The sequence below is a fragment of the Schleiferilactobacillus harbinensis genome, from assembly GCF_008694105.1.
Lineage (GTDB): Bacteria > Bacillota > Bacilli > Lactobacillales > Lactobacillaceae > Schleiferilactobacillus > Schleiferilactobacillus harbinensis.
In genome coordinates, this window is record NZ_CP041364.1 from 1,230,478 (window position 1) to 1,256,685 (window position 26,208).

The 26,208-nt window shown below is 52.7% G+C and carries 28 protein-coding genes and 1 tRNA gene; 6 read left to right on the plus strand and 23 right to left on the minus strand.

The window, feature by feature from the left end:
- The first annotated feature begins 76 nt into the window (after positions 1–76).
- The 5 genes from FMM01_RS06340 (at position 77) to FMM01_RS06360 (ending at position 5,682) form a co-directional block, all read left to right on the plus strand.
- Positions 77–1,420, plus strand: a complete 1,344-nt coding sequence (locus tag FMM01_RS06340; RefSeq protein WP_027828217.1) for a C1 family peptidase — start codon at positions 77–79, stop codon at positions 1,418–1,420.
- A gap of 120 nt (positions 1,421–1,540) precedes the next feature.
- Positions 1,541–3,613, plus strand: a complete 2,073-nt coding sequence (locus FMM01_RS06345; RefSeq protein ID WP_371859372.1) for a KUP/HAK/KT family potassium transporter — start codon at positions 1,541–1,543, stop codon at positions 3,611–3,613.
- A gap of 102 nt (positions 3,614–3,715) precedes the next feature.
- Positions 3,716–4,471 carry a helix-turn-helix domain-containing protein gene (locus tag FMM01_RS06350; RefSeq protein ID WP_150391623.1) on the plus strand — a complete coding sequence of 252 codons (756 nt, stop codon included), beginning with the start codon at positions 3,716–3,718 and terminating at the stop codon, positions 4,469–4,471.
- A 32-nt stretch (positions 4,472–4,503) separates the two neighbouring features.
- A complete protein-coding gene (locus FMM01_RS06355; RefSeq protein WP_063516983.1) occupies positions 4,504–5,343 on the plus strand; it encodes an IS3 family transposase in 840 nt (279 codons plus the stop codon).
- 33 nt (positions 5,344–5,376) lie between these two features.
- Positions 5,377–5,682, plus strand: coding sequence for a hypothetical protein (locus FMM01_RS06360; RefSeq protein ID WP_056990078.1), 306 nt, complete (start codon positions 5,377–5,379; stop codon positions 5,680–5,682).
- A gap of 169 nt (positions 5,683–5,851) precedes the next feature.
- Here the strand turns inward: FMM01_RS06360 and FMM01_RS06365 are convergent, their stop codons facing one another.
- From FMM01_RS06365 to FMM01_RS06435, 15 genes are all read right to left on the minus strand, one after another.
- On the minus strand, positions 5,852–6,037 hold the full coding sequence (locus tag FMM01_RS06365) for a hypothetical protein (RefSeq protein WP_146994434.1): 186 nt from the start codon (positions 6,035–6,037) through the stop codon (positions 5,852–5,854).
- A gap of 109 nt (positions 6,038–6,146) precedes the next feature.
- Entirely contained in the window at positions 6,147–6,818 is a 672-nt protein-coding gene (locus FMM01_RS06370; protein WP_150391950.1) for a 2,3-bisphosphoglycerate-dependent phosphoglycerate mutase, read from the minus strand.
- Between the two features lie 25 nt (positions 6,819–6,843).
- On the minus strand, positions 6,844–7,794 hold the full coding sequence (locus tag FMM01_RS06375) for an AEC family transporter (RefSeq protein WP_150391951.1): 951 nt from the start codon (positions 7,792–7,794) through the stop codon (positions 6,844–6,846).
- 170 nt (positions 7,795–7,964) lie between these two features.
- Positions 7,965–9,023, minus strand: a complete 1,059-nt coding sequence (locus tag FMM01_RS06380) for an IS30 family transposase (RefSeq protein ID WP_056989697.1) — start codon at positions 9,021–9,023, stop codon at positions 7,965–7,967.
- Between the two features lie 139 nt (positions 9,024–9,162).
- On the minus strand, positions 9,163–9,444 hold the full coding sequence (locus FMM01_RS06385; RefSeq protein WP_146994431.1) for a DUF2187 domain-containing protein: 282 nt from the start codon (positions 9,442–9,444) through the stop codon (positions 9,163–9,165).
- 76 nt (positions 9,445–9,520) lie between these two features.
- Positions 9,521–9,748, minus strand: coding sequence for a hypothetical protein (locus FMM01_RS06390; RefSeq protein ID WP_150391952.1), 228 nt, complete (start codon positions 9,746–9,748; stop codon positions 9,521–9,523).
- Positions 9,749–9,943: 195 nt separating this feature from the next.
- A complete protein-coding gene (locus FMM01_RS06395; RefSeq protein ID WP_150391953.1) occupies positions 9,944–10,189 on the minus strand; it encodes a hypothetical protein in 246 nt (81 codons plus the stop codon).
- 285 nt (positions 10,190–10,474) lie between these two features.
- A tRNA-Arg gene (locus FMM01_RS06400) sits at positions 10,475–10,548 on the minus strand.
- 46 nt (positions 10,549–10,594) lie between these two features.
- On the minus strand, positions 10,595–11,032 hold the full coding sequence (locus tag FMM01_RS06405) for a DUF3284 domain-containing protein (protein ID WP_150391954.1): 438 nt from the start codon (positions 11,030–11,032) through the stop codon (positions 10,595–10,597).
- Complete coding sequence (locus tag FMM01_RS06410) at positions 11,022–11,222, minus strand: hypothetical protein (RefSeq protein ID WP_063515796.1); 201 nt, start codon at positions 11,220–11,222, stop codon at positions 11,022–11,024. Before FMM01_RS06410 ends, FMM01_RS06405 begins: the two co-directional genes overlap by 11 nt.
- Positions 11,222–11,446, minus strand: coding sequence for a hypothetical protein (locus FMM01_RS06415; RefSeq protein WP_027828920.1), 225 nt, complete (start codon positions 11,444–11,446; stop codon positions 11,222–11,224). The genes FMM01_RS06410 and FMM01_RS06415 overlap by 1 nt, the downstream gene beginning before the upstream one ends.
- Before the next feature lie 15 nt (positions 11,447–11,461).
- Positions 11,462–12,871 (minus strand): PTS sugar transporter subunit IIC, encoded by a 1,410-nt coding sequence (locus tag FMM01_RS06420; RefSeq protein ID WP_146994429.1) that lies wholly within the window; start codon positions 12,869–12,871, stop codon positions 11,462–11,464.
- A 99-nt stretch (positions 12,872–12,970) separates the two neighbouring features.
- On the minus strand, positions 12,971–13,279 hold the full coding sequence (locus FMM01_RS06425; RefSeq protein WP_063515804.1) for a PTS lactose/cellobiose transporter subunit IIA: 309 nt from the start codon (positions 13,277–13,279) through the stop codon (positions 12,971–12,973).
- A 243-nt stretch (positions 13,280–13,522) separates the two neighbouring features.
- Positions 13,523–14,788, minus strand: a complete 1,266-nt coding sequence (locus FMM01_RS06430) for a DEAD/DEAH box helicase (protein WP_190973471.1) — start codon at positions 14,786–14,788, stop codon at positions 13,523–13,525.
- Positions 14,778–15,791, minus strand: a complete 1,014-nt coding sequence (locus tag FMM01_RS06435) for a Gfo/Idh/MocA family protein (protein WP_190973472.1) — start codon at positions 15,789–15,791, stop codon at positions 14,778–14,780. Before FMM01_RS06435 ends, FMM01_RS06430 begins: the two co-directional genes overlap by 11 nt.
- A 97-nt stretch (positions 15,792–15,888) precedes the next feature.
- Here FMM01_RS06435 and FMM01_RS06440 point away from each other — a divergent pair, with 97 nt between their 5' ends.
- Entirely contained in the window at positions 15,889–16,263 is a 375-nt protein-coding gene (locus FMM01_RS06440; protein WP_051225357.1) for a DUF4828 domain-containing protein, read from the plus strand.
- Here FMM01_RS06440 and FMM01_RS06445 read toward each other — a convergent pair.
- The 8 genes from FMM01_RS06445 to ligA form a co-directional block, all read right to left on the minus strand.
- On the minus strand, positions 16,223–16,972 hold the full coding sequence (locus FMM01_RS06445; protein ID WP_150391957.1) for a GH25 family lysozyme: 750 nt from the start codon (positions 16,970–16,972) through the stop codon (positions 16,223–16,225). The genes FMM01_RS06440 and FMM01_RS06445 overlap by 41 nt on opposite strands.
- Positions 16,973–16,976: 4 nt before the next feature.
- The gene (rlmD, locus tag FMM01_RS06450) at positions 16,977–18,344 is read right to left on the minus strand and encodes a 23S rRNA (uracil(1939)-C(5))-methyltransferase RlmD (protein ID WP_150391958.1); all 1,368 of its coding nucleotides are present in this window, start codon (positions 18,342–18,344) and stop codon (positions 16,977–16,979) included.
- Positions 18,345–18,416: 72 nt separating this feature from the next.
- Positions 18,417–19,436 carry a diacylglycerol kinase gene (locus FMM01_RS06455; protein ID WP_150391959.1) on the minus strand — a complete coding sequence of 340 codons (1,020 nt, stop codon included), beginning with the start codon at positions 19,434–19,436 and terminating at the stop codon, positions 18,417–18,419.
- 32 nt (positions 19,437–19,468) lie between these two features.
- Positions 19,469–20,899 carry an Asp-tRNA(Asn)/Glu-tRNA(Gln) amidotransferase subunit GatB gene (gene gatB / locus FMM01_RS06460; protein WP_150391960.1) on the minus strand — a complete coding sequence of 477 codons (1,431 nt, stop codon included), beginning with the start codon at positions 20,897–20,899 and terminating at the stop codon, positions 19,469–19,471.
- Between the two features lie 2 nt (positions 20,900–20,901).
- Positions 20,902–22,374 carry an Asp-tRNA(Asn)/Glu-tRNA(Gln) amidotransferase subunit GatA gene (gene gatA / locus FMM01_RS06465; RefSeq protein WP_150391961.1) on the minus strand — a complete coding sequence of 491 codons (1,473 nt, stop codon included), beginning with the start codon at positions 22,372–22,374 and terminating at the stop codon, positions 20,902–20,904.
- Positions 22,371–22,673 (minus strand): Asp-tRNA(Asn)/Glu-tRNA(Gln) amidotransferase subunit GatC, encoded by a 303-nt coding sequence (gatC, locus tag FMM01_RS06470; protein ID WP_223850008.1) that lies wholly within the window; start codon positions 22,671–22,673, stop codon positions 22,371–22,373. The genes gatA and gatC overlap by 4 nt, the downstream gene beginning before the upstream one ends.
- Before the next feature lie 333 nt (positions 22,674–23,006).
- Positions 23,007–24,143, minus strand: a complete 1,137-nt coding sequence (locus FMM01_RS06480; RefSeq protein ID WP_150391963.1) for a CamS family sex pheromone protein — start codon at positions 24,141–24,143, stop codon at positions 23,007–23,009.
- Between the two features lie 18 nt (positions 24,144–24,161).
- Positions 24,162–26,207 (minus strand): NAD-dependent DNA ligase LigA, encoded by a 2,046-nt coding sequence (ligA, locus tag FMM01_RS06485; protein WP_063516165.1) that lies wholly within the window; start codon positions 26,205–26,207, stop codon positions 24,162–24,164.
- Position 26,208 lies beyond the last annotated feature (1 nt).

Consider the following 26,208-nt stretch of genomic DNA (forward strand, 5'->3'; position numbering starts at 1 on the left):
AAGCGTGACGGGTTTCTTCATTAACTGAGAAACCCATCAGCGAACATTCGATATTTGTTTATAGGAGGTCACCTTTTTGGCAAAAGAAATTACTGCCCAGGACATCGCTGGGTACAAAGAAACGACCGCAAAGACACCGAAATCCAGTGCTTTGCAAAACACCGTTATGAAGAACGGCATCCTGGCGTCCAGTGAAAATATGGCCAGCCAGGTCGCAATGGATCCGGTTTTCTCCGTTGAAATCGACACCGGCTCTGTTGCCAACCAGAAACAATCCGGCCGCTGCTGGATGTTCGCGGCTTTGAACACGATGCGTCACCCGATTCAAGCCCAATACAAACTGAAGGGCTTCGAATTATCCCAAAACTACACTAACTTCTGGGATAAGTTCGAAAAGTCTAACTGGTTCTACGAAAACATTATTGACACCGCTGGTCTGCCCTTGGGCGATCGGAAAGTTGACTTCCTGTTGGCGACGCCGCAACAAGATGGCGGCCAATGGGATATGCTGATGGCCTTGATCGAGAAGTACGGCGTCGTACCTCAAAGCGTTATGCCTGAAACATACAACTCCTCCAAGTCTAACGAGCTGAACGCTACCTTGAACCTGAAGCTGCGGGCTGATGCTGTTAAACTGCGCACGCTGGTTAAGGAAGGTGCCGATGATACCCAGATCGGTGAAGCTAAGGACAAGATGTTATCCGAAGTTTACCGCATTCTGGTCTATAGCCTGGGCAACCCGCCGACAAAGTTTGACTGGGAATACAAGAACGACGATGGGGACTATACCCGGGATCGCGATTTGACCCCGCAAACTTTCTTCCGCAAATATGTCGGTTGGAATACGCCGGATTACATTTCGATCATCAACTCCCCGACGGACGATAAGCCGTACAAGCACGTCTACACCGTTGAGTTCCTGGGCAACGTCGTGGGCGGCCGGCAAGTACGCCACTTGAACTTGGACATCGACACCTTCAAGCAATTAGCCGTCAAGCAATTGCAAGCCGGCGAGACCGTCTGGTTCGGTTCTGATGTCGGCAAGAGTTCTGAACGGCAAAAGGGGATCATGGACACCGACTTCTATCATGTCGATGACCTCTTCGACGTTGATCTGACCATGACCAAGGCGGAACGCCTGGATTACGGCGAGTCCTTGATGACCCACGCCATGGTCCTCACCGGGGTTGATCTGGTGGACGGCAAGCCGACCAAGTGGAAGGTTGAAAACTCTTGGGGCGACAAGGTTGGGACAAAGGGCTACTTCGTGATGAGCGACAAGTGGTTTGATCAATTCGTTTACCAAGTTGTCATCAACAAGAAGTTCCTGCCAGCTGACCTGAAGCAAGCCTTCGAGTCCGAGTTTGACCAGCCTAAGGTTCTCGCACCGTGGGATCCGATGGGTGCGTTGGCTCTTTAATTTGATCCTGTAATAAGGCGTCCTGCCACGGCAGGACGCCTTTTTCAATACTGTTGTCCACTGGCTGGCTATGTTAGAATGACTTCAATGAAACTTTAAAAAGTATTGGGGTGTGCAATCGTGAATAAACAATTGGCCGGCGTCAAAGATAAGAAGTCCCTGACCCGACTATCCGTGGCTGGGCTTCTGGTCACCTTAGGGGTCGTCTACGGCGATATTGGGACGTCCCCGCTGTATGTCATGAAGTCCATCATCGAAGGCAACGGGGGCATCATGCATGTCTCCGATGACTTCGTGGTAGGCAGTGTGTCGCTGGTCTTCTGGACCCTGTTTTTGATCACCACCGTGAAGTACGTGCTCATTGCTTTGCGTGCAGATAACAATGGTGAAGGCGGGATCTTCGCCCTCTACACGCTGGTCCGCCGGCGGGCCAAGTGGCTGATCATTCCGGCGATGGTTGGCGGCGCCACCCTGCTGGCTGATGGGATGCTGACGCCAGCAGTGACCGTGACCACCGCGATTGAAGGGCTCAAAGGTATCGCCGTCGGTCCGACGGTCTGGATTTCCAACCAGCGGCAGGTCATTTTGACTACGATCATCATCTTGTCCGTCCTGTTCATTATTCAACGTTTCGGGACGCAGATGATTGGGAAAGCCTTCGGGCCGATCATGTTCGTCTGGTTTACCTTTATTGGTGTTCTGGGGCTGCTGGCCACCTTGCAGGACCTGAGCATTCTGCGGGCCTTAAATCCCTACTACGCGATTCACCTGCTGGTGTCGCCGGAAAACAAAAACGGGATCTTCATCCTGGGCAGTATCTTCCTGGCGACCACTGGGGCGGAAGCTTTGTACTCCGATATGGGCCATGTCGGCCGGCGCAATGTGTACGGCTCCTGGCCTTACGTCAATCTCTGCTTGGTCTTGAACTACATGGGGCAGGCCGTCTGGATCGATCAGCACAACCAGTCGGAGGTCTTCCAGAAAATGGCGGACTTCAACCCTTTCTTTGAAATGATGCCGGATTCCTTGCGGCTCTTCGGTATTCTCATTGCCACGATGGCCGCAATCATCGCCTCCCAGGCGTTAATTTCCGGTAGTTACACGCTGGTATCAGAGGCCATTAAGCTGAAGATCATGCCCCGGTTGAATATCACGTACCCGACCAACCAAAAGGGGCAGCTGTACATCCCAGTCGTCAACTGGGCTCTGTGGGCGGTGTGTATTGCCATCGTTTTCTACTTCCAAACATCGGCTCACATGGAAGCGGCTTATGGTCTAGCAATCACGATCACCATGCTGATGACCACGATCCTGCTTTTCACTTGGCTGCGCAGCCGGAAGGTCAACGCGGGGCTGGCCGGATTGATGCTTTTATTCTTTGGCAGTATCGAAGTGATCTTCTTCATCTCCAGCGCTGTGAAGTTCGCCCATGGCGGGTATGTAACCGCACTGATCGCGGCCATTCTCCTGGCGATCATGTTCATCTGGTACTGGGGCGATCAGATCAAGAACCAGGATACGTTCCGGTCAGACACCGTTTCGCTTTTGGCCTATAAGAACCAATTGGCCAGTCTGCGGGACGACAACAATTTCCCCTCCTTCACCACCAATCTGGTGTACATGACCAAGGTGCAGGATGGCAATCGAGTCAATAAGGATATTCTTTACTCAATCCTGGATAAACGGCCCAAACGGGCGCAAGTTTACTGGTTTGTGACGGTGAACGTCACCGACGAACCGTACACCACGGAATATACGACCGATACGTATGGGACCGACTTCATGGTCAACGTGCAGCTGTATTTAGGCTTCCGCATGTCCCAACGGGTCAACGTCTTCCTGCGGCAAATCATCAATGAGATGATGGCCCGGGGAGAACTGCCCCGCCAGCCGCAACGCTACACGACGATCCCGGATCGAAACGTGGGTGACTTCTCCTTCGTTTTGATCCAGGAAGATATGTCGCCGGAAACCCAGATCCCGAACTGGGAGCGGATGATCATCCAAGCCCGTCTAGCGATTCAGCGAATCACTGTGACCCCGGCGAGCTGGTTCGGGTTAGAGTACGCAGACGTCGTGACTGAGCACGTCCCGTTGATTCTGGGGAAGATCTCCTACTCGATGTTGAAACTAAGCCGGCGGCATAAACCGGCGCCTTCCGATGAGATCGAGGATAACGAAACTGAGAATTAACCGGTACACAAAAACACGAGCGGCGGGCTAACCGGGTACACTCCCTTCAGGGTGGACAGACCAAATAATCAAAGGTCTGTTCTCCCAGAAGGGAGTTTTTTTATGCGGCGGAAGGGAATCCGTTACTCTTTGGAAGACAAGATTGAGTTCGTTAATCGAGTACTGTCTGGCCAGTCACTCATGGATGTTCAGCGATCCGGAGGGCCGCGCAAGGAAGCATTGAGTCAATGGGTACAGAAGTATAAACAATGGGGAGCAGCCGGACTCGTCCCTAAGGAACGAGCACCGCGACGCCAACAGCGTAAGCGCACGACGTATTCCAGCGAGCTCAAGTTTCAGATTGTTCAGGAATACCTAGCGGGTGGGACGTCCTACTATAAGCTGTGTGCTAAGTACGACATCTCCAATCCAGCAGTCGTTTACCAATGGGTTTCTCTGTATAATAGTGGTCAACTACTACAGACCACTAGAGGGAGTGCACTCATGACCAAGGGCAGGAAAACGACTTACGTTGAGAGAATTGAAATTGCACAGTGGACCATTGCACATGACATGGACTACCAAGGGGCCATTAAGCACTTTGGTGTTTCGTATGGCCAAGTTTATTCATGGGTAAAGAAGTTCCGCGAGAGCGGCGAGGAGGGTCTCACTGATCGTCGCGGCCAGCGTAAGCCTGAAAGTATCCTTGATGAGAATGAACGTTTAAAACTCGAGAACAAGGAGAGCAAGGCTCGGATTGATTATCTGGAGACGAAAATCGCACTATTAAAAAAATTGCAGGATGTAGAGAGAAGGAGTGCCGGCAACGACACCGACAGCACCAATATATTGCCATTCACGAACTCACCCAAGAAGTAAACCAGGTCACCAAGCGATACCACTCGGTATCGGTGTGTTGCCAAATATTCGATATTCCACGCTCTGCTTACTACAAGTGGTTGCGCCGGAAACCGACGAAGCAAGACATCGTAAACGACGAGCTGGTCCGTCTTATCAAGGAACAGGAAGCGGACAACCATTATATTTATGGCGTGCGCCGATTAACGATGATTATCAATCGGGAAACGCAACATCACGTGAACCCTAAACGGGTCCGGCGATTGATGCGGGATAACGGTATCCAGTGTTCGATTCGTCAGAAGAAGCATGATCGAGTAGCGGAGAAGAAAGAATTCATTCTTGGCAATAAATTGCTTAACCAAGACGGCAGTCATGCCTTTCATCCTACCCGGCCAAACGAGGTTTGGGTCACGGACTGCAGCGAGTTGACGTACGGTTTCAATTCAGAGTGCCGCTTGCGTCTGAGCGCGATCAAGGACCTCTACGACCATAGTATCGTAGCCTGGGAGGTTGAACCGACTGAGACTGCCACGCTGGTCACCGACACGTTCAGGGCGGCAGTAGAAGCCGAAGAAGTACTGCCTAAGCTTCTGCACAGTGATCAGGGCTCCAGTTACACTTCCCGGCTTTACAACACGGAATTAGCCGGGTCCGGCGTCATTCATAGCATGTCACGGCCAGGAACGCCTGGCGACAACGGCCCGATGGAGAGTCTCTGGAGTCATGCGAAGGCTGAGTATTTTGCCTTCTTCCACGCCAACACATACGAAGAAATGATGCGGCTCATTGAAGAATACGCGTTGTGGTACAACTGCAATCGGCGCCAAGAAACACTCGATGGCATGACCCCCGTGGAATACCGGAATCATGCCGTTAAGACAGCGGCTTGATCGTGTATTGAGGGACGCATAAGGAGGAGAACCATGATTCGAGAAGGACAATTTTACCAGGCCTGGGACCAAATTACTGGTTTTGATATTTATCGTGATGAACCGCGAGAAGAGATTATTTTCGACGCGGGTGATGTTTTCCAGGTCTACGATCATTCACTTCTTTACGACGAAGAAAGCGATTCGATTGTCGACCTTGTATTTGTTGTAACGCCGACCCGCACAAGGTTCCAAATCTACACAGAAAATGTGATAGCCAAGGCCAAGCGCATCTCTATGGGAACGTATGAGATGGCACTAAATCGGTATCCAACTATTCCAGAAGGACCATTTGATTAGGAAAGTTCTTGGATCAAAAATGGCAGCCCCTGCGGACTGCCAAAATCAGTAACTAATTCGCCCCTAATTGGGGAACAACACGAGAACGACCTTTTAATATTTGAGCTGTCCACTTGACGGGGCACCGCCCCAACCAGCTTACTGCACGTGTTTTTTTGCGTATACTCCCCTATTCCTGGCGGTGTTCAGCGAGCTGATCGGTCTGGGACGCGGCCAGCAAACGCCGAATATCCTTCAGGGTAGCCAGAATACGGTAGACCCAGACCAGCAGCAGGATAACAGCCAAAATCGCCGCAACCGCCAGAATCAATCCGCCGAATAGGCTGATAAAAAATAAAATATCTGTATACATCATGGCTATCTCCTCCATTCTAATAGCTTCAGTATACTGGTTAGCAGACACATTTGGAATCCCTTTCAAGTCAACTAAAAAAAGACTGGCTGCAACCCAGTCCGATTAAACATTAAAGCATTTTTTTCGTCACGACATGCAGCTGATCATCCAGCGTATAGACGATTGGCACGCCATTACCCACTTCAACCTTGTCGACGTCAGCGTCACTAATATGATCCAAATACTTGATCAGTGCCCGCAGCGTGCTGCCATGGGCGACGATGAGCTGGTTTTCTCCCCGGCGCAAGTGCGGTACGACTTGGTCTTCATAGTAAGGCGCCACTCGCTGCCAGGCCATCGCCAATGACTCGCCGCGAGTCAAGATACTCGCTGGCAGCTGGGCATAACGGCGGTCGCTCTCGGTCTTGGTCAATAACGGCGGAATATCCGTGTATCCCCGCCGCCATTTGGCCACCTGGACCTTGCCGAACAGCTCCCGGGAGTAATCCTTGTTCATCCCTCGGAGAGCCCCATAATGGCGCTCATTGAGCCGCCAGGACTTGTGCAGGGGCAGCCAGAGCTGGTCGATCTCTTCCATAACAATATCAGCCGTCACAATGGCCCGTTGCAGGATGGAAGTGTGCACGTCCGTGTACGGAATATGCAATGCCGCCAATTTGTTCCCTGCTTCGGCGGCTTGACGCCGCCCCTTAGCAGTCAAAGGTACATCGGTCCACCCCGTATACGTGTTCTGTTGATTGGCCACACTTTGACCATGGCGCAGCAGGACTAACTTGACCATTGTTTTCTTCCTCTCCATTTCGGAATCAGTGCATCAGCTGAACAATTACCATTAAGACCGGAATGACGATCATACTGAGCAGCGTGCTCATCGTCACCATCAGTGCAGCATAATCAGAATCTGCGCCATAGAGCTTCGCTACCACCGGGGCATTAGTCATCACCGGCATCGCCGATTGCAAAACGAACACCTGCTTCAGCAGCAGCGGTGCATTCACTGGCCACAAGAGCGCAAACATCAGCGCCGGCGCAAAGATGAAGCGGCCGGCCAAGATGCCCACCATATCCCACGTAAAGCGGAATTGGGACAAGTGGAAGTGGCCCAACGCCATGCCAATAAAGAACATGGACAATGGAATCGTCAACCCGCCAACATAATTCAAGTCGCTCATCAGCCATTGGGGTAAATGCCACTCCAGCAGCACCAGAATGACCCCAATAATGAACCCTAAGAGTGGCGGGGAGAAAAGCTTCTTCAGCGCGCCCCATAAGGAGAAGTGGGCATCACCGCCCAGGCCGTCCCGTTTGATCAAGTACACGCCCAGTGTCCAGAAGAGAAACGTGTTGGCCATGTAGTACACCAGCACCTCTGGCAGCGAGCGGCTGCCGAACAACGCCATATTGATCGGCAATCCAATGAATACCGTGTTGGAGTTGAAAAACATTGACCGCCACAGCCCATGGTGCTGGGGTTGCACGCGAAAGACGTGAGCCAGCGGAAAGCTTAAGCCAAACAAAATAAACATGGAAATGAGTGGGAAACGCAAATCCGGGAGCAGATTCAGCAATTCCTGCTTATGAAATTGACCGGAAATCGTCACGATCATATACGCCGGCAGCGCCACCTGCGTGACCAGCCGAGCAGTTACTTTGGCATAATCATCATTAAACCAGCCCTTGCGAGTCAAGGCCCAAGCCAGAACGATCATGGCCAAAATAACGATCACACCGGATAAACTATGAAAAAAAACTGTCATGTGTTTTTCACCCCATGACAATTAGTGTAGCGCGTTTTCGGAAAATAGAAAAGCCTTGACCCGCGGCGCTGCCGCTAGGTCAAGGCCTCATTTCTGATCAGCGGATCAGAAATGTTTTCCCGAATTGTCAAATTAAGTGCAACAGTGAAGACTCATCCATGTGAATTGGTTTAGGTAGTGGGCAGGGATTCCTCCAGGCCCAGGGGGGAGGCCTGGAGCGCCGCGATTGCGCTGCGGTATCCAAGGCACTTCCTTAACCGGTGGTTTAAGACATCTTGGATCTTACGAATCTTCTCCTTAGAGACTTCCCATAGTGATTGACCCTTTGGAATGAATTCTCGAATCAAGCCGTTGGCATTCTCGTTACTGCCACGTTCACTGGGTGTATAGGGATGGCAGTAGTAGATCTTTGTTCCTCTGAGTTGGTCCAAGAGGGCGAACTCAGAACCGTTGTCGAAGGTGATGGAGTGGAATAGATAAGGATCATGTGTGTTCAGAACGTATTGCATGGCCTCTAAGCAAGTCCGGGCGTGATAGTTTGGGATCTTGTAGATCAGCTCATAACGTGTGACACGTTCTGTCAGGGTGAGTAATGCTGGTTGGTCGGCAGAACGCTTCCCCTTCACCAGGTCGCCTTCCCAGTCACCAACAAACCAGCGGTTATTGATTTGTTTGGGCCGCTTGTCGATGGACGTTCCAGCGATGCGTTTATTCTTACGCGCATGACTACGGCCTGGCCTTTTCTCGCGACGCCGCAACTTCTCAGGCAGATCCATGTTGGTCACTGACAACAGTCCGGCATCAATGTAGCGATACACGGTCGGCGTTGAGGGACACGAACGATTAGGCCAGAGTTGCTGGAACTGATGCACGTACCCATCAATACTTTGTTCACGATACGCATGCTTCTTGATCTGAGCGGTCAGCCAGTTAAAGAAGTAGGTACACTTCTCCAACATGCTCTTGGCGTGGGAATGGGTCTGTCGTTCTTCGTGTTGTCGTTGGGCAGCATCAAAGAAGTAATCCTTGTAGTAATGATAATTCGAATCCCGTTGCTGGACTCGGCCGCGCTTAAGCTCACGGCTTACCGTACTAGGGGAATGATGGATGATGTGTGCAATATCGCGAATGGAATATTCATGGGAGTGCCAAAGCGCATCAATTATTCCGCGCTCGCCCTCTGTGAGTTGAGTGTACGAGCCGAGACTGTTAGACTGATTGTGGGTCATGAAGGTCACCTTTCTTGGTAGTTTAGTCGCTTCAAGGATAGGTCTTCATGGCCTATTTTGTTAAATCAACCCGGTCGATTGGTCTAACTCAATCGGTGTTGCACTTCAATTTTAAATCCGGCTCAGAAATGTTTTCAACTTACTTGCTGTTCTTCTTTGCTGCGGCATCGGACTCTTTTGCCGCTGGCTTCTTGGCGGCTTTAGCCGCCGCTTTGGTGACCCGAATGTGCTTGAAGTTGATAATCGTCTTATCCTTCAAATCACTAACGATATTTTGATCCGTTTCCTGATAAGAGTCGATGCTCACCAATGCTGAGTTGGTGTACACCTTCATGACGGTCCCTTTGAAACTCATTGGTACGTCAGCACTCTTTCGAACAGTCACTTTATCGCCTACGGCTACTTCATCGACTGTGGCCATCTCGCTAAACAACCCCCTTTTCGCTGCATTTATATTCTAACACCGCGCAACGGATTGGCGGTAGCGGGAAACTTGCTTAGTACTCCGCGACGCGACTTTTCGTCACTGGCGAGCAATTGATTTTGATCGGCCAATCCAGGTCGATTGAATTCGAATAAGCTCGCAGAATGTACATCTGCATATCCATCTTGGCTTCCTTCTTGGACATGTTGTGACAAATCCGCTCTTCGCAGACAGAACGCCCCTCACCATCACGGAACAAACCCGTTACCTGGTAATCTTGGACGCGACCAGCAAACAACATCACGATGATCCCCCTTAATGGGTGCAAGGCACCCGAGTAGAATTGTAAGAAACATCGCTCTGGCGAGCCAGAGCACTTAGCCGATCTCTCGACCTATGTACGAATAGCCGCAGTCACCCAATGCTTAGGTACCTGCTTTATGATTTCATTAACAATGACAACAAGACAATGTTATATCATGTTTTCCAGGGGAGTTCAATACCCTGTCGACAGATATTGTTTAGGCGCGCCCGCATCATATTCTAACCGCTTGCAGGCCTTCTTGGCAATCACTGTTTTGCCCACCAATTCCTGAACGTTCCAGCGGTCCCGGGGATCAAAGGCAATAATCGCCACCAGATAGCTGTTTTCGTACCGTTTCAGCACCTTCGCAGTGAAAGGCCATTCCATGTTGCCGGTCGCCGGGCAGTGGATATTATCGCCGATTTTGATCTTTTTCATTGGAGTTCCTCCTATGGTTTGTGTTGATAACCATATCTTGCCATAGTGGGAAATCAATCGTCAACGTAATATCTTATTGTTTCTATAACATAATTACAAAAGAAACCGCAGAATATTGAAATATCAGTCAATCAAAGCCATGATCACACACTGGTTTTCATTTTCAAAGAACCCAAACAACGGCCATTTCCTGTCACATCGTGCAGCCTGCCAGATAATTTGCAGAAAACACTCTGTTCCGTTGGCAACAAAAAAGACCACCCAACGCGGGTGGCCTGATCTCAATGTGCCCTGAGGGATTCGAACTCTCGACCTGCGGTTTAGGAGACCGCCGCTCTATCCGACTGAGCTAAGAGCACATACTCAGTCTATGATATAGAACGACACGCAGGTTGTAAAGTGTGATCAGCTGGCGGCCTGACCGTCTTGATGGTACTCTTCGGTCATTTTCGCCAGCATCTTCTTGAAGTTGCGCTTACGGCCCCAACCCAGCAGGAAACTGGTCAAGATATCGTTGGCCCGTTGCAGACCGCCCTTGGAATCGATCTTTTCAGTATAGACCAGAGTTGTGTGCTCTGCATCCACCGCTGTGAGCGCGTAGCGTACCGTGTACGCATTACGGGACGTGGTGGTCGTGTAAGCATACTCCTGGTTCGGTTCCAGGGTCAGGATCTGCAACGTGGCCTGCTGGTGATTGGCGAACGTTTTAGTGTACTTCAGACCGGACAATTGGGTCTCCTGAAGCGGTTTCCCAGTCTGTCGCCGGGCATCATACAAAACGGACTCGATGATTTTGTGCCAGAGATACTTCGCCGGCACATTCAGTGTTTGTTTAATCTCCATGTTTCTGCGAATGCTCCTTTCCCTTGGCGGCTAAGCGATAACCCATGACAGCGTCATAGATCCCAATCAGGAGCACGAAGGCCCCGCCGCCCAGCCACCAATAATTGAGATGGGTGGCACTCCCGTAGAAGGGACTAAACACCATCATCAACAAGCCCAAGCTCATGACGAACAGACTGCGCTTGCGCATTACTTCTCGACGCCTGCCTGGAAGAACAGCACGCTGCCCCACTGCTGGGCCTTGATTGCCTTCTTCGCATTGGCTGCCGCCGCCTCTAAGTCGTCAGCATCCGTCTGGAAGACCAGTTTCATACCATTGTGACTGGTGAGCTTGTAGTGGACCCCATTCACAGTTTGATCATCCAGCAAGGCAATAATCTTATCCTGTTGGATCGGTGCATTCAAGAAAATCATTAATTGATTACTCCTTTACGAAATCTCGTCTGGCTTGATCCGATTGGACGCGATAACAAATGGTGCCCAAATCAGGAAGCCCACGGCGAAGTTAATCAGTTGCAATACCGGCGCACGCCAATCGGCCGTGGCCAGGAACGAGTTGAAGAACGGCGGAATATTCCACACCACTTGGTTCTTGATCGGGGCGACCAACCCGTGGGTCACCGCGAAGTAGGCGATGGAGACCATGACGGTTGGGGCCAACACGAACGGAATGAAGTAGATGGCATTCAGCACGATGGGCAGACCGAACATAACCGGTTCATTAATGTTGAAGATCCCCGGGGCAATGGCCAAGTTCGCCACCGCGCGTTCATCCGGCCGTTTGGAGAAAATGAAAATCGCAATAAGAAGAATCAGTGTACTGCCGGCACCGCCCATCCAAGCATACAGGTCAAAGGATGTCCGGGTCCAAAGGAACGGCAGTTTAGCGCCTGGATTAGCCGCTGCGGTATTGATGTTCTGATACTGGGCAGTCAGCCAAATGGCATCCAGGATTGGGCCCAACACGTTGGTCCCGTGGATTCCAAAGAACCAAAAGATCTGGACTAGAACCGTCAGCAGCAGAACCATCCCATACCCCTGAGACGCATGCAGCAACGGTTCTTGAATCACTTTGGCCACCCAATCCACGAAAGCTTGGTTAGTCAGCTTGGTGAAGCCCCAAGTGAAGATACCGACGACATAGAACGCCGCGGACGCCGGAATGATCGCGGCGAAGGCTTGCGTGACCGCGGGCGGCACACCGTCGGGCATCTTGATGGTGATGTTCTTCTTCATCAGGAAGATGTAGATGGCAATGGCAACGCCGCCAATGATCATGGCGGTGAACAGCCCTTGGGAACCGAATTGGCCGTTGAAATTGAAGAAACCCCAGCCGCTGGTGCCTAAATGATGCACCATTTTGCCGGTAGCGGCATCCTTAACGGTGGTCAGCGTCGCGCCGGCTTCCGTCAAAGTCTTAGCCGCCGCGCCCGTGATGGCGCGCGGTAATGCCGTCGTCACATTAGCTGCTTGGGTCAAGGCCATCAGGAAGGCACCCAGGGTCACGATCCCGCCGGACAGCGGCTCAACGTTGTACTGCTTGGCCATATGATAGCCGAAGGTGGCCGCAAAGATCAAGCCGATCACGGCGATGGTACCGGTCCAAACTTGGCCGTTGATCCCGATCAGCCATTGCATGGACTCAGCAAATTTGGTCCAACCCATTTGTGTCGGAATATCCCGCACAAACGTGTTTAAAATTAATGCGATGGAGCCGGCCATGGTGGCCGGCATTGTGGCGATAAAAGCATCCCGCAGAGCAACCAGCCAGCGAATTGAGCCGATCTTGGTCGCCACTGGCACGATGTACTTCTCCAACCAGCGTATTAATCCGTTCATGAAGTTTCTCCTCTCGATTTTTCACCCACCTGCCCTCACCCCGGTTCCGAGGACAGCAAGGCCGGCCACCGCCCGGTGACCGGCACAGGTGGTCGGTGTTTACTTGCCTTCCTTAGCTAACCGTTTGTACAAATCAACGATTTCCCCGGCTAAGTCCCGGAAAGTAATGGCATTCATGATGTGGTCTTGGGCATGGACCATCAAAAGTGTGACCTTGACGTGGTTGCCTTGCGCTTCCTGCGTCAGCATCCCCGTTTGGGCGTTGTGTGCATCCGTCAGCGCGTTATCCGCATCCTTCAGCTTCTGATCCGCCGTTTCAAAGTCGTTCTTCTTTGCAGCCATAATGGCCTCCATGGCGCTGCTCTTGGCGTTGCCGCCGTTAATAATAAGACCCATGACAGCTTCCATGTTGTCGTTATCTTCATCTGCCAATGTGTCCACCTGCTTTCTTAAATGATTTTTGGTGCTATGCTGTTTCCCACGTTTTTAGCATAACACATTGAAAAAACGTCCAGCAACAATAATAACAGTTATTTGGGCCCTTTTGGAAACGAATTCATAATTATCGGTAAAAAACGCGTCTGCATCTCTGCAAACGCGTTCAGACCGGGATTTTGGAGAAGCCGGGGGCTGTTATTTTTAAAATAACAATTACCAGTGCTTGCCCACGTTCTTTTTGTTCCGCCAGCGTTCCTTGCGCTTCTTCCGCTTTTTGGCACTGGCTTCCTCCTCTTCAGCACTGGTGAGCGCCTTCTTTCGCGGTTTGCGCGCAGAGGGTGCGGGGGGCTCACTGGTTGTTGCGGAATTTGCCGGCTGATGCTTTGCCGTCGGCTTAGTTTCCCCAGGTTCAGTTTCTAGGGCAATGCGGTCCCCCACCAAATGGCGCAGATCCCGCAGATCATGGTCATTTCCCAGGTTATAAATCGTCCCTGGGGCCCCCTGCCGGCCGGTACGGCCAGTGCGGTGAATGTAGGTCGTCAAGGTATCCGGCAGCTCAAAATTGACCACTGCCGTCACATCAGCCACATCCAACCCCCGGGCGGCCACATCGGTGGTCAGCAGTAATGGTACTTTACCGCTGCGGAAGTCCTGCAAGGCTTCAGCCCGCTGGACTTGCCGGCCATCGGTGATCAGCATACTGGCCGGCACATGCTGGTAGCGCAGCTGACTAGCCACTTTTTGCAGGACGTGCTTATGGTTGAAAAAGACAAAGATCCGCTGGTGCTTTTCCCGGGCTAAGCGCTCCAACACTTGAATTTTGCCGGTCATCTGCCGATCCAGCAGTAAATGTTTGACCGGCCCTCGGCTCTTGTCCGTCTTGGTTTCGTCGACTAAGGTCAACTCTGGCCACGCTGCCTTGAATTCGCCTAAAATTGCCTGACTGTCAGTAGCCGAGAACAAACCCAGATTCGCCGTTTGCGGCAGACCGCCCCGGCGAATGCTGAGAATATCCGCCAACGCATCCGGTTCAAACGAATCGAACTCATCGACGATCAGGGTTTTGACGGTATCCAGCCGCAGTTTGCCCTCTTCCAGCAAATCGATGAAGCGGCCAACGGTGGCGACCACCGCTTCGGGCTTTTCGCGCAGACGTTTGATTTGCCGCTCCCGGTTGGCACTGCCAATCAAGCCTTGGAACCCAAGGCCTAGTGTTTTAGCCAAAGGCGTCAACACATCTCGAATCTGGATCGCCAGCTCCTGGGCGGGCACAATGATCACCAACTGCAACCCAGCCCCCGGTGTGAGCCGGCTCAGTGTCGGGATCCCATAGGCCAGAGTCTTCCCGGAACCAGTCGGCGCCACGCCAGCGACGGACTGACCGGCCAGCAACGGTGCGGCCACCGCGGTCTGGATCACCGTCTGCTGGGCAAAGCCCGTCTGCTGCCACAGTTGGGCCGCTTTTTCTTCATTCGTCATCAGCTGCCGCCTCCACCGTGACCGGAAAGTGCAGGCCCGCATCCTGGCGCAGTGCATACAAGATTTCGTTTACCCGGGCAGACAACTGGAATAGTTCCGCGAAGGCGGCCCGATCATTTTGCTGGATAATATCGACGAATCGGGCTAATTCACTGCTCATCCCATTGGCCGGCTGAGTCGTGGCAAGATCGTCAAACTGCTCCCCGCTGCCGTGGTAGTAACGTAATTGTTGCAATTCCGCAATATTGTCGGTCCATACCGTATCTTTGCCTAAATAGATCTCTGACGGCACTCGGCTTTGGACAGTCTTATCCGGACGCAGCACAACGGTGAAGTTGGGATAGGTCAAGGTGCCCACCCCGCCGCCATCGACACCAGTGGTCAGCATGTGCGGTTCATAATGGGCCGCCAGCGGTTTGCCGAACAAGGCAATTGCAGCGTAGACCAAATACACCCCTAAATCTTGGAGAGCGCCGCCAGCAAAGCGGGGACTGAATATATTGGGTTCTTCACCGGCCAGGACCTGATCATAGCGGCTGGAATACTTCGCGTAGCTGAGCAGCGCACCGGTCACGGTGTGTCCGGCCAGCGCATGCTGCATTTTAATGAAGTTCGGCGTATGAATATGCCGCGCTGCTTCAAAATAATACTGGTGATTGCGGGCATTCAATAAGCGGGCGATCACAGCGAACTGGTCCGGGTTGGTAAAGGCCGGCTTTTCTGTGATCACGTGTTTACCAGCCAAGAGCACCGCTTTGGTTTGATCAAAATGCAGGTTGTTAGGGGAAGCAATGTAGACTAAATCAATGGTTGGATCGGCCAGCAGCGTATCCAAATCATCATAAACCGGCACGTTGGGCAGGCCATTGGTCGTCGCAAACGCTGCCCCGCGATCCGCATTCCGCGAATAAATGGCGCCGACTTCGGTTTGGGGATTTTCTTTCACAGCGGCAATAAATTCGTTGGTAATCATACTCGTACCAATTGTTGCGATTCTCAACATTGTATCCGATTCCTTTCTTTTTTGACTGCTAACACAAATGTAAGCCGTCTGCAACATATCCATGGTATGATAATTGTGAATCAAAGGAGGATGAATGATGCGGTCTTTACATTTATTGGCGAACATTAAACATTTTGCTCGTCATATCGTTCCGAAAGCTAAAACAGTGCAGGCACCCGCACCCGACTTTTCACAGCGTTTTGTCGGCACCTGGTCGTTTTTGGACACCAAGACCCACCATAATCACCTGCTGAAGATCACCCCGGATCTCGTCATTCAAATCGATGGTCAAGAACTGCCCGGCCATATTACCGGTTTAGATGGCAGCGCTCTGACCTTTGTCGATCATTTCGGTTATCAATTGGTCGTGCATACGAACGAGCACGGCCCGGTTTCCGTCTATGACGAATCCAGCAACCTGAATTATCCAATCACGGCCGCGCACCCGCAAGGGCCAGCGCCGTCAGCGTAACATGGAATTGTTGTTGCCAGCGGGTCCGATCACCGTTGAAAGTCACCAGGGGTAAGGCAGTATTATGGGGGAATTTGCCCCGCTGGACAAAAAGCACAGTCTTCGCGGCGGTTTGGGCGTCGCTGTACCAGAGTGCGTAATGACCAGTCAGGGCGTAACGATCAGCTAACTCAGTTGTGGTACGGACGATCATGGATCGTCCGTTTTTTTGCAGCAAACTCTGCATTGAGTTCAGCAGTGCGGTGACCCGCGCCCTGTCTGGCGGCGTACTTTCATAAGTACCGTACAAACTCAGAGTGACCGCCACCGGCAGATTGCCCCAGTTGCCCGCCACAGCCTTGGTCAAATTCGCCATTTGGGCTGCTGGCGTCGTGTCAAAACTTAAGGCATGCTCCACCCCGACGGCAAGCTGGGCGCCCTGGGCACTGGCCAAATTCTCGCCGACCCGGTCGTCTTGATAGCTGGCCCCCTGGGCGGCATGAATATAAGCAAAACGGGCTCCAGCCTTTTTCAATGACGGAAAATCAATCGTTCCGTCTTCTTGACTGACCAAAGTCCCATTAACGGGATACTCGCCGCGGGTCAGGTCTACGGGAGCAAAATACCGCCAGGCCAAAACCCCAGCGATGATCACCGCGACCAGCAGCAATAGCCACCAGACCCAATGCCGGCGAAACGTATTGGTATAAATTGCATCAGGGCGACGCACGGACTCACCTCAAATCTAATCGGGTGACACTCTCAATGTGGGGTGTCTGGGGAAACATATCGACGACCTGGGTGGGACTCGTCGCTTGGTAGCCTAAGGCTTGGAAGCGGACCAAATCCCGAGCCAGCGTTGCCGGATTGCAACTGACATAGATCACCCGAGGAATCTTCATCGCACCCACCGTCGCAATAAAGGATTCTGCCAACCCTTTGCGGGGCGGGTCCACGATCAGCACATCGGCGGTGATCCCCTGCTGCTGCCAGCGGGGGAGGACGTCTTCCGCCGTGCCCACCACATAGTCGGCATTATCAATGCGATTCAGTGCCTTGTTGGCCTCCGCATCGGCCACCGCCTCCGGGACCACTTCCATCCCGTACACGTGATCAACTTGCGGGGTAATCGTTAGGCCAATGGTCCCGATCCCGGCATAGGCATCGATCACCGTCTCGTGCCCAGTAAATTCCGCCAGTTTTTGGGCAATTGCATACAACCGCGGCGTTTGAGCAGCGTTGATCTGGAAAAATGACTGGGGCGAAATCTTGAAACGCCGTTCGCCAATGGTATCTTCAATATAGCCGGGACCGCTGATAATCTGATTGTCGCCGCTCAAAATCACATTGGTATTGGCTGCATTCACATTCCACACCAGCGTAGTCAGATCCGGTACGGCCTTTTCAATCAATTGCGCCGCTTGCTTCAACATCGGTACGATCCGAGTCACCACCAAGACGATCATTACTTCCCCGGTCGTATGCCCCCGCCGCACCATAATATGCCGCAGCAGCCCGCGCCGAGTGCGCTCATCATACGCCGTAACGTCCAGATCTCGAAGAATATCCCGAACTGTGACGATGATCTCATCGATCCGCGGATCTTGAATGAAGAAATCTGTCAACGGGACCAAATGATGGCTTCGTTTGCGGAAAAAGCCGGTCGTCAGCGTACCGTTGATCATTTGCACCGGAATCTGGGCTTTGTTCCGGTATCCGGTTTGCTGGGGACTGGGGAGTGTAGGCAGCACCGGAATATCGAGATGCTGGGCAGCAAAGAGGTGTTTGACCTGATCTTGCTTGAATTGCAGCTGCGCAGAGTATTTCAAGTGGGCCAGCGGCGCAATGCCGGTTTGCAAATAATCTGCGAATTCACCGGCAACCCGATTGGGACTAGTGGTCAGCCGCTTGGTCACCCGAGCAAAGCCGTATTGTTTATTTGTGCGGGTAACCAATACGATCACCTCCTCACCGGGCAATGCATTGTCGACAAACAACGGGTAATTATCGACCTTAACGACCCCCATCCCTTCATAAGTTAAATCCTGCACGGTGGTCGTCAGTTCCTGGCCTTGGCGTACTGGTACTGTGAATTTTGCCATACTGGTTCCTTTCTTCAATAGACACGACAAGGCTAAAGCCCCTGGGACCCTAGCCTTGTCTACTAAAATCAATTAATGTGCTGTGTCCTCGCTATCATTCCGGTGCGCATCGTGGAGGGCATGAACCGATGCAATCAGTTTGCCCTTCACGACCTCATCTTGATCCGCGATGGCGTCGTCTGGAATCGCAGCCACGTTGGCAAAGGCCTGAATATGCTGCTTCAAGTTGACGAAATGCATCGGCGCATCGCCGCCGTATTCGCCATCCAGATTAACTTTCAACTGCTCACCGTGTTTAGCCGCCACGTCCAAGCGCTTAGTCTGCGTGTAAATGATTCGATCATCATTCACATGCCGGCCGCCGGTCAGCACCATCGTCAGCAATTGGACGATTTCCACCAGGTTGGCCGTCTTGACAATGATCAGCGTAAATTGACCGTCGCCCAAGACCGCGTCCGGCGCAATTTGTTCCAGCCCGCCGACCGAGTTGGTCAGACTGAGGAAGAACATGGACGCCTCCCCGTCGTAAGTCCCCTCATCGTAAGCTAAGTGCATCTGAATCGGCCGCATCCGCGGGAGCATCTCGGCCCCTTTCAACAGGTAGGCCAAATAGCCCAAGGCCGACTTGACGTCGGACTGTACCTCATAGGTCAGGTCCATCATATTACCGCCGCCGGCGATATTGACGAAATACTGGTCGTTGGCTTTGCCAATGTCCACACCGATATGCTGGCCCTTGGCAATGATCTTAGCCGCCCCCACCGGATCTTCCCGGGGAATCTTCAACGCCCGGGCGTAATCGTTGGTGGTGCCCACCGGAATGATTCCCAGCATCGGCCGGTGTTTCAGTCCAGCAATACCGTTGACCACTTCATTGATCGTGCCATCACCGCCGGCGGCCACCAGCAGATCGAAGCCGGCTAACGCGGCCCGCTTGGCCTCAGCCTGCGTGGAACCCTCTTCCGGCCGGGTGCGAAAGGTGCTGCTTTCATAGCCCGCGTCCTCCAGCACAGCCAGGACGCCGGCTACATTGCGTTCCATGATTTCATGCCCGGAAACCGGGTTATAGAGGAGCCGTGCCCGTTTTACCATTCGTCTTCAATCCTTTTCCAAAACCATTTGTCTTACCGTTTCTTCAATTCCGCCATGAGAATCTGGTTCACAACCTGGGGATTGGCCTTACCGTGGGTCTGCTTCATGATCTGCCCCACTAAGAAGCCAACCGCCCGGTCCTTGCCGTTCTTGAAGTCTTCGATCGATTGACCATTATTGTCCAGAATACTATCAATGATCGGTGTCAGTACTGCCGGGTCAGATTGCTGGATCAAGCCTTTTTGCTCAACCCAAGCGCGGGGATCCGTATCACTGGTGATGATCTCTTGGAAGACCTTCTTTGCAATCTTGGAACTGATCGTGCCTTCGCTGACCAGCTTGATCATGCCGGCCAAGTGGTCAGGAGTCAGCTTGGTGGCTGACAAATCCACCTGCTGCTCGTTCAAGTAAGCATTCACATTGCCCATCAGCCAGTTGGCCGCTTGTTTCGCGGGCGCACCGGCTTTTACCGTCGCATCAAAGAAATCAGACATTTCTTTGGTCGCCGTCAAAACACCGGCATCGTATTCCGGCAAACCGTAGTCGTTGACGTACCGCTCCCGCCGTTTGTTCGGCATCTCAGGAATTTCGCTGCCGATTTCGTCGATCCATTCCTGACTGATATGGAACGGCGGAATATCCGGTTCAGGGAAGTAGCGATAGTCGTCGGAACCTTCCTTGACCCGCATCAAGATCGTCGTCCCGGTGGGCTCATCGAACCGGCGGGTCTCCTGGCGAATTTCGCCGCCAGCCATGAGTACCTCGGCTTGACGCTTTTCTTCAAAGGCCAAACCGTCCCGTACATGGGCAAAGGAGTTCAAGTTCTTCAGCTCGGCCTTGGTGCCCAGCGTGTCGGAACCAATCGGGGCAATAGAAATGTTGGTATCCACCCGCATGGACCCTTCCTCCATCTTCACATCGGAGGCACCGGTGAACAGAATGATTTGCCGCAATTGTTCCAAGTAAGCATAAGCTTCATCTGGCGAGGCAATATCCGGTTCCGAGACGATTTCCACCAGCGGGGTGCCCTGCCGGTTCAAATCAACGTAAGAATAGCCGGACGCACCGTGAGTATTCTTCCCGGCATCTTCTTCCACGTGGAGTTCGTGGATGCCGATCTTCTTTTTCTTGCCCTTGACCTCAATCTCCACCCAGCCGTTCGTACCCAGCGGTCGTTCCTGCTGGGTGATCTGGTAAGCCTTGGGGTTATCGGGATAGAAATAGTTCTTTCGATCAAAGTGGGTCTCGTTGGTCACCTTGGCATGCAGAGCCAGCGCGACCATGATACCTAAGCGGTAAGCATTCTTATTCACCCGGGGCAAAACGCCAGGGAACCCGAAGTCGATCACGTTAGCCGCCGTGTTGGGGGCCTCACCGTAAGTCACTGGGGACGGGGAGAACATCTTCGTCTTTGTCTTCAGTTCAACGTGGACTTCCAAACCAATCGTGGTTTTAAAATTCATCCTTACTTCTCCCCTTTCATCGCAGTGGGTACCTGGGTGTAAAACTGAGTGGCCGCTTCAAAGGCGTCTGCCACTTTAAAGATGGTGGCTTCCGCCATGGGCTTGGCCATCAATTGCAGGCCGACCGGCATGCCGTCAACCAAGCCGGCGGGTACGGAGGCCGCCGGAATCCCAGCTAAGTTCGCCGGGATCGTCAAAATATCGTTCATGTACATGGTGACCGGATCGTTGACCTTTTCGCCAATCTTGAATGCCGGCGTCGGGGTCGTCGGTCCGACGATCAAATCATAATCCGCAAAGACCTTAGTGAAGTCATCCTGAATCAAGTGGCGAACCTTCGCAGCCTTATTGAAGTACGCATCGTAGAACCCAGCGGACAAGGAGAAAGTCCCCAGCATGATCCGCCGCTTCACTTCGTCGCCAAAGCCTTCAGAGCGGGTACGCACGTACACGTCTTCCAAATTCTTGACATCTTTCGCCCGGAAGCCGTAGCGAATGCCGTCAAACCGTTGCAGGTTGGAGCTGGCTTCGGAGGAAGCAATCAAATAATACGTGGGAACAGCGTACTTCGTGTGGGGCAGGCTGACCGTATCCACGGTAGCGCCAAGCTTTTTCAGCGTATCCACCGCTTTTTCAATCGCGTCGCGCACCCCCTGGGCCACGCCTTCGCCTAAGTATTCTTCCGGAATCGCGATCCGCGAGCCCTTGATATTACCGTCCATGGCGGCCAAATAATCAGGTACGGGGGCTGGCAGGCTGGTATCATCGTTCTCATCCTGGCCAGCAATCTGCTGAAGCACGATGGCGGAATCCTTGACCCGTCGGCTGAGCACACCGATTTGGTCTAAAGACGAGCCAAAGGCGATCAACCCCCAGCGGGAAACACGGCCATAGGTTGGCTTGATCCCGAAAATACCGTTGAAGGCGGCCGGCTGACGAATGGAGCCGCCAGTATCAGAACCTAAAGCGGCAACGACTTCGCCAGCAGCGACAGCCGCGGCTGAACCGCCGGATGACCCGCCGGGTACCCGATCTAAGTCCCAGGCATTGTGGGTCGGGCCATAATAAGAATTTTCAGTGGAGGAGCCCATGGCAAATTCATCCATGTTGGTTTTACCCACTAAGACTGCACCAGCCTCTTTCAAGCGGCTGGTGACGGTGGCGTCATAAACGGGAATAAAACCGGTCAGGATCTTGCTGGCAGCAGTGGTCAAAATGCCGTCGGTAATGATATTGTCCTTGATGGCGATAGGAATGCCAGCCAGTTGACGGTCCGCCGTGATCCCTTGGGTATCAGCCGCGGCCGCCTGTTTTTTGGCTTCATCCGCAGCAACCGTGATGAACGCCTTCGTTTGCTTATCTTTGGTCTGGATCTGATCCAGCGTATCGGCAGTCAATTGGGCTGCAGTGGTCTTTTGATTGACCAGGGCATCATGCAATGATGTGATGTCCTCTTCGAAGTAATTCGTACTCACGCTTCGCCCTCCCCGTTATCTAAAATAGACGGTACCTTGATTAAGCCGGCTTCCTTCTCGGGCACGTTTTGCAATAATTGGGCCCGGGTCTGCCAGTGTTCCGGTTTGTCTTCCCGGAATACATTGCTCAAATTGGTTACTTGGTACATGGGCGTGGTGTCGCCCACGTCGACCTCATCCAATTGGTCCGCCATCGCGATGATGTCTTCCATCTGTTTGGTGAAAGCGGTCAATTGGTCGTCGGTAAACTGCAGCTTGGCAAGGCCTGCCACGTGCGCAACTTGGTCACGATCGATCATGCCAGTCATTCCTTTCTGTTGGGGATGGGAAAACTGCGCTCTGTAGGCCGGGCCAAAGCTCCGCAAGCTCCGGCTGAGGGGGCTGGAACGCCATGACGGCGCTTTGAGCCCGCTCCGCGGTCTCAAAGCCGCCGTGTTGTTTCCATGGCTGAGCCCCCTCAGCCTCCGCTTGCTGCGCATTGGCCCTAGGTACACTGAAACTCAAGTTTTCGCTAGAGCCCTTTTACAAATTCTCACGTTTCATTCTACCATATAACGCCAAATGGTTTTTCACAGAAAAGAGCCATCGCGTGAGTTGTTTCAAACCCGTGCGGATGGCCCTTGGCGGTACTGTTAGTAGTTCTGCAAAATATTGATTGAAAATTCTTTGTCGCTGGCACTGCGGCTGATGATGGCCTGAGTGGTGTTGACGCTGGCAACAATGATCTGAATTGGCGCGTTGCTGGGGAGCAGTTTGTTGGCCACGGAGGCAACATAGTTGGTAAAACTCATGATTTCCGTTTGGCTATAAAACTGCGTCTGAATATTGACCGTCATCTGGGTCAAACTGCCGTCGGTATAATGGACCGTGGCGGTAACGCCAGCTAAATTCGGGAAGAAATTCTGAACCTGCGTCTGAAAATTGGAAAAGGCGGTGGCATCATTGCTATTGATTGCTTTAGCGTTATTTACCGTCGGCAGTACGCCGGATTGTTGATTTACCTTGTCCCACTTATCGAGGGTCTTGCCCGTCGCCGTGGCTTTTGCAAAAAACGATCCGGAGACCAGTCTGTCCTTTTCAGCTAAGGAATAGAGTGCCACAAAGATGGGCACATCGCCGACGCCCTCTTTGGCCCGCAAGCGGGTCACAACTTCCTGGGCAATCTTCTTGCCTTGGGTCTCCTGCTGATCGGCGCTGATTTTTGTCTGGTAAGTAGCGCCATACTGTTCTTTTTGATAATAATCAACAGCATTCATCCCCAGGGCGATACTGATCCCGCCCAGGGTAGTCTTCGACCCTGAACCGGTGACGAAGTCCTGCTCCAACATCGTGCCCAAATATTCCGGAGTCCGTTTATCCGGATCCGTCGAGCCGTTGCTGGCCGGATTCAACCCGGTACTGTTGCTCTTGGACTGCCGGCCCAGCCAGTTTTGAACATTGCTGCTGGTCAAGTATTGACCCTCCTGGAAGGAATATTTATCTGGTGAGAATACTCCTTCGGACAATTGCAGCAAACCGGTTTCCATGCCTTTTACATCCAAGCTGTTATTGGCATAATCGGCTGCGACGCCGCGGGCGGCACTCGTCTTATAATGACCCTCAGTCACGATACTATTGTACTCGGTACTGCTATAGTTGCCGGTGGTTTGTACTTTGCGATTGCTGGTCGTGCTCGTGGTACTGGTACTTGAACTGGAGGCAAGTTTGCCGCATCCCCCAAGAACCAGTAACAAAGCCATGGCGATCAGCGCCAGAATGCGTTTCCACATCAGTTTCCTTCAACTCCGTTATTCTGTTTGACTTTCCTTTAACATTGCTGCTAATTGATCGGCGTCAATGATTTGGACCCCTAACTGCTGGGCCTTGTCTGCTTTGCTGCCGGGGTCCTCCCCGGCCACGACCATCGTGGTCTTCTTTGATACCGAACCGGTCACATGAGCGCCTAAAGCAGTCAGCTGATCCGTTAAGCCCTTGCGGGAGAAATCAGCGAACTTACCGGTAATCACCACCGTCTGACCGTTAAACGGCGAGTCGGCGGCAGCCTCCGCTTCAGCGGCCGGACCGGTATAAGTCATATTCACGCCGACGGCTGCCAGCTCGTTGATCAAGCTTTGCGCCCCCGGATTACTGACGAAAGCGGTGATGCTTTGCCCGATCGTCGGGCCAATTGTTTTAATGGCCGTAATCTCATCGGCACTGGCCGCCATGATTTTATCCATGGTACCAAAGGCCTGGGCAATCAGCTGAGCGGCTTTGGCACCCACATGGTCGATCCCTAACCCAAACAATAACCGTTCCAGAGAGTTCTGTCGACTCCCAGCGATGGCATTTAACAAATTGCTAATGGACTTTTCCTTAAAACCGGGCAGATCAGCCAGATCGGCTGCTGTTAACCGGTACAAATCAGCAATGTCACTGACTAATTTGTGAGAATACAGCAGCGCCACCACTTTAGGCCCAAGCCCCGTGATATCCATGGCATCTCGGGAGGCAAAGTGGGTCAGCCCCTCCGTAATTTGGGCCGGACATTTCGGATTCACACAGCGCAGTGCCACTTCATCCATTAAATGGACCAGCGGCTGGCCGCAGGATGGACAGGCCGTCGGCGGCTGGTACGGCGCCGCGTCCGCGGGCCGTTTTTCGGTCACCACGCGCGAGACTTCGGGGATGATATCGCCAGCCTTGAACAGCTCAACGGTATCCCCAATTCGGATATCCTTTTCTTTCAGCATATCCACATTATGCAGCGTCGCCCGGCTGACCGTGGTCCCGGCCAGCTGCACCGGATCCATCACGGCAGTGGGCGTTACCACGCCGGTACGGCCCACCGTCCAAGTGATCTCCCGCACGATAGTTCGGGCCATCTCTGGTGGGAACTTATAGGCAATTTCCCACCGGGGGACCTTCACCGTATTACCCAGTTGTGCTTGCAAGTCAAGATCATTCACCTTCAAAACGATCCCGTCAATGCCGTAATCCAATGTCTGGCGCTGCGGCGTCATATCCGTGATGTAATGGTCCACATCGGTCAAGGTACGACAGACCCGACTGTTAGGATTCACCGGGAACCCCCACTCGCTCAGAGTCCGCAGCGCGTCTGCCTGGGTGGTAATGCCATAGTCCTGGGCATTAACGATGGTGTACAGCCAGACGGATAAATCCCGCTCGCGGGTGATCCGAGGATTGAGCTGACGCAAAGAGCCTGCTGCAGCGTTGCGGGGGTTGGCAAAAACTGCCTCGCCCCGCTGTTCCCGGTCTTCATTGAGCTTAGCAAAAGACGACACGGGCATGTAACATTCGCCCCGGACTTCTACATCAATCGGCCGGGGCAGCGTCCGCGGTACGGCCTTGATCGTCTTGATATTAGCGGTCACATCTTCGCCGATGATCCCATCGCCGCGCGTCGACGCTTGGGTCAGTTTGCCGCCCTGATACACCAAGGAAAGAGCGAGCCCGTCGATCTTTAATTCTGCATTATAGGTCACGGCTGACCCGACGCTGCCCTGCAGGCGATCATCGAAAGTCTTGAGTTCGTCGACAGAAAAGACGTCGCCCATGGACAGCATGGGAATATCGTGGCGGACCTTGGTAAAACCGGGCAGTGTTTCATCTCCCACCAATTGGGTGGGAGAATCCGGCGTGATCAGCTGAGGAAACTTTTTCTCTAAAGCCTGCAAATCGTTGTATGCCGTATCGTACACGTAGTCTTCCACCAAGGGCTGATCCTTGGTGTAATAAGCTTCCCGGTACTGATTGACTTGGGCCCGCAGTTTCTTCAATGCCGCCGCCGCACTAGTTTCATCATATTGGTCTAACGGTTTAGGTAAAGTCATC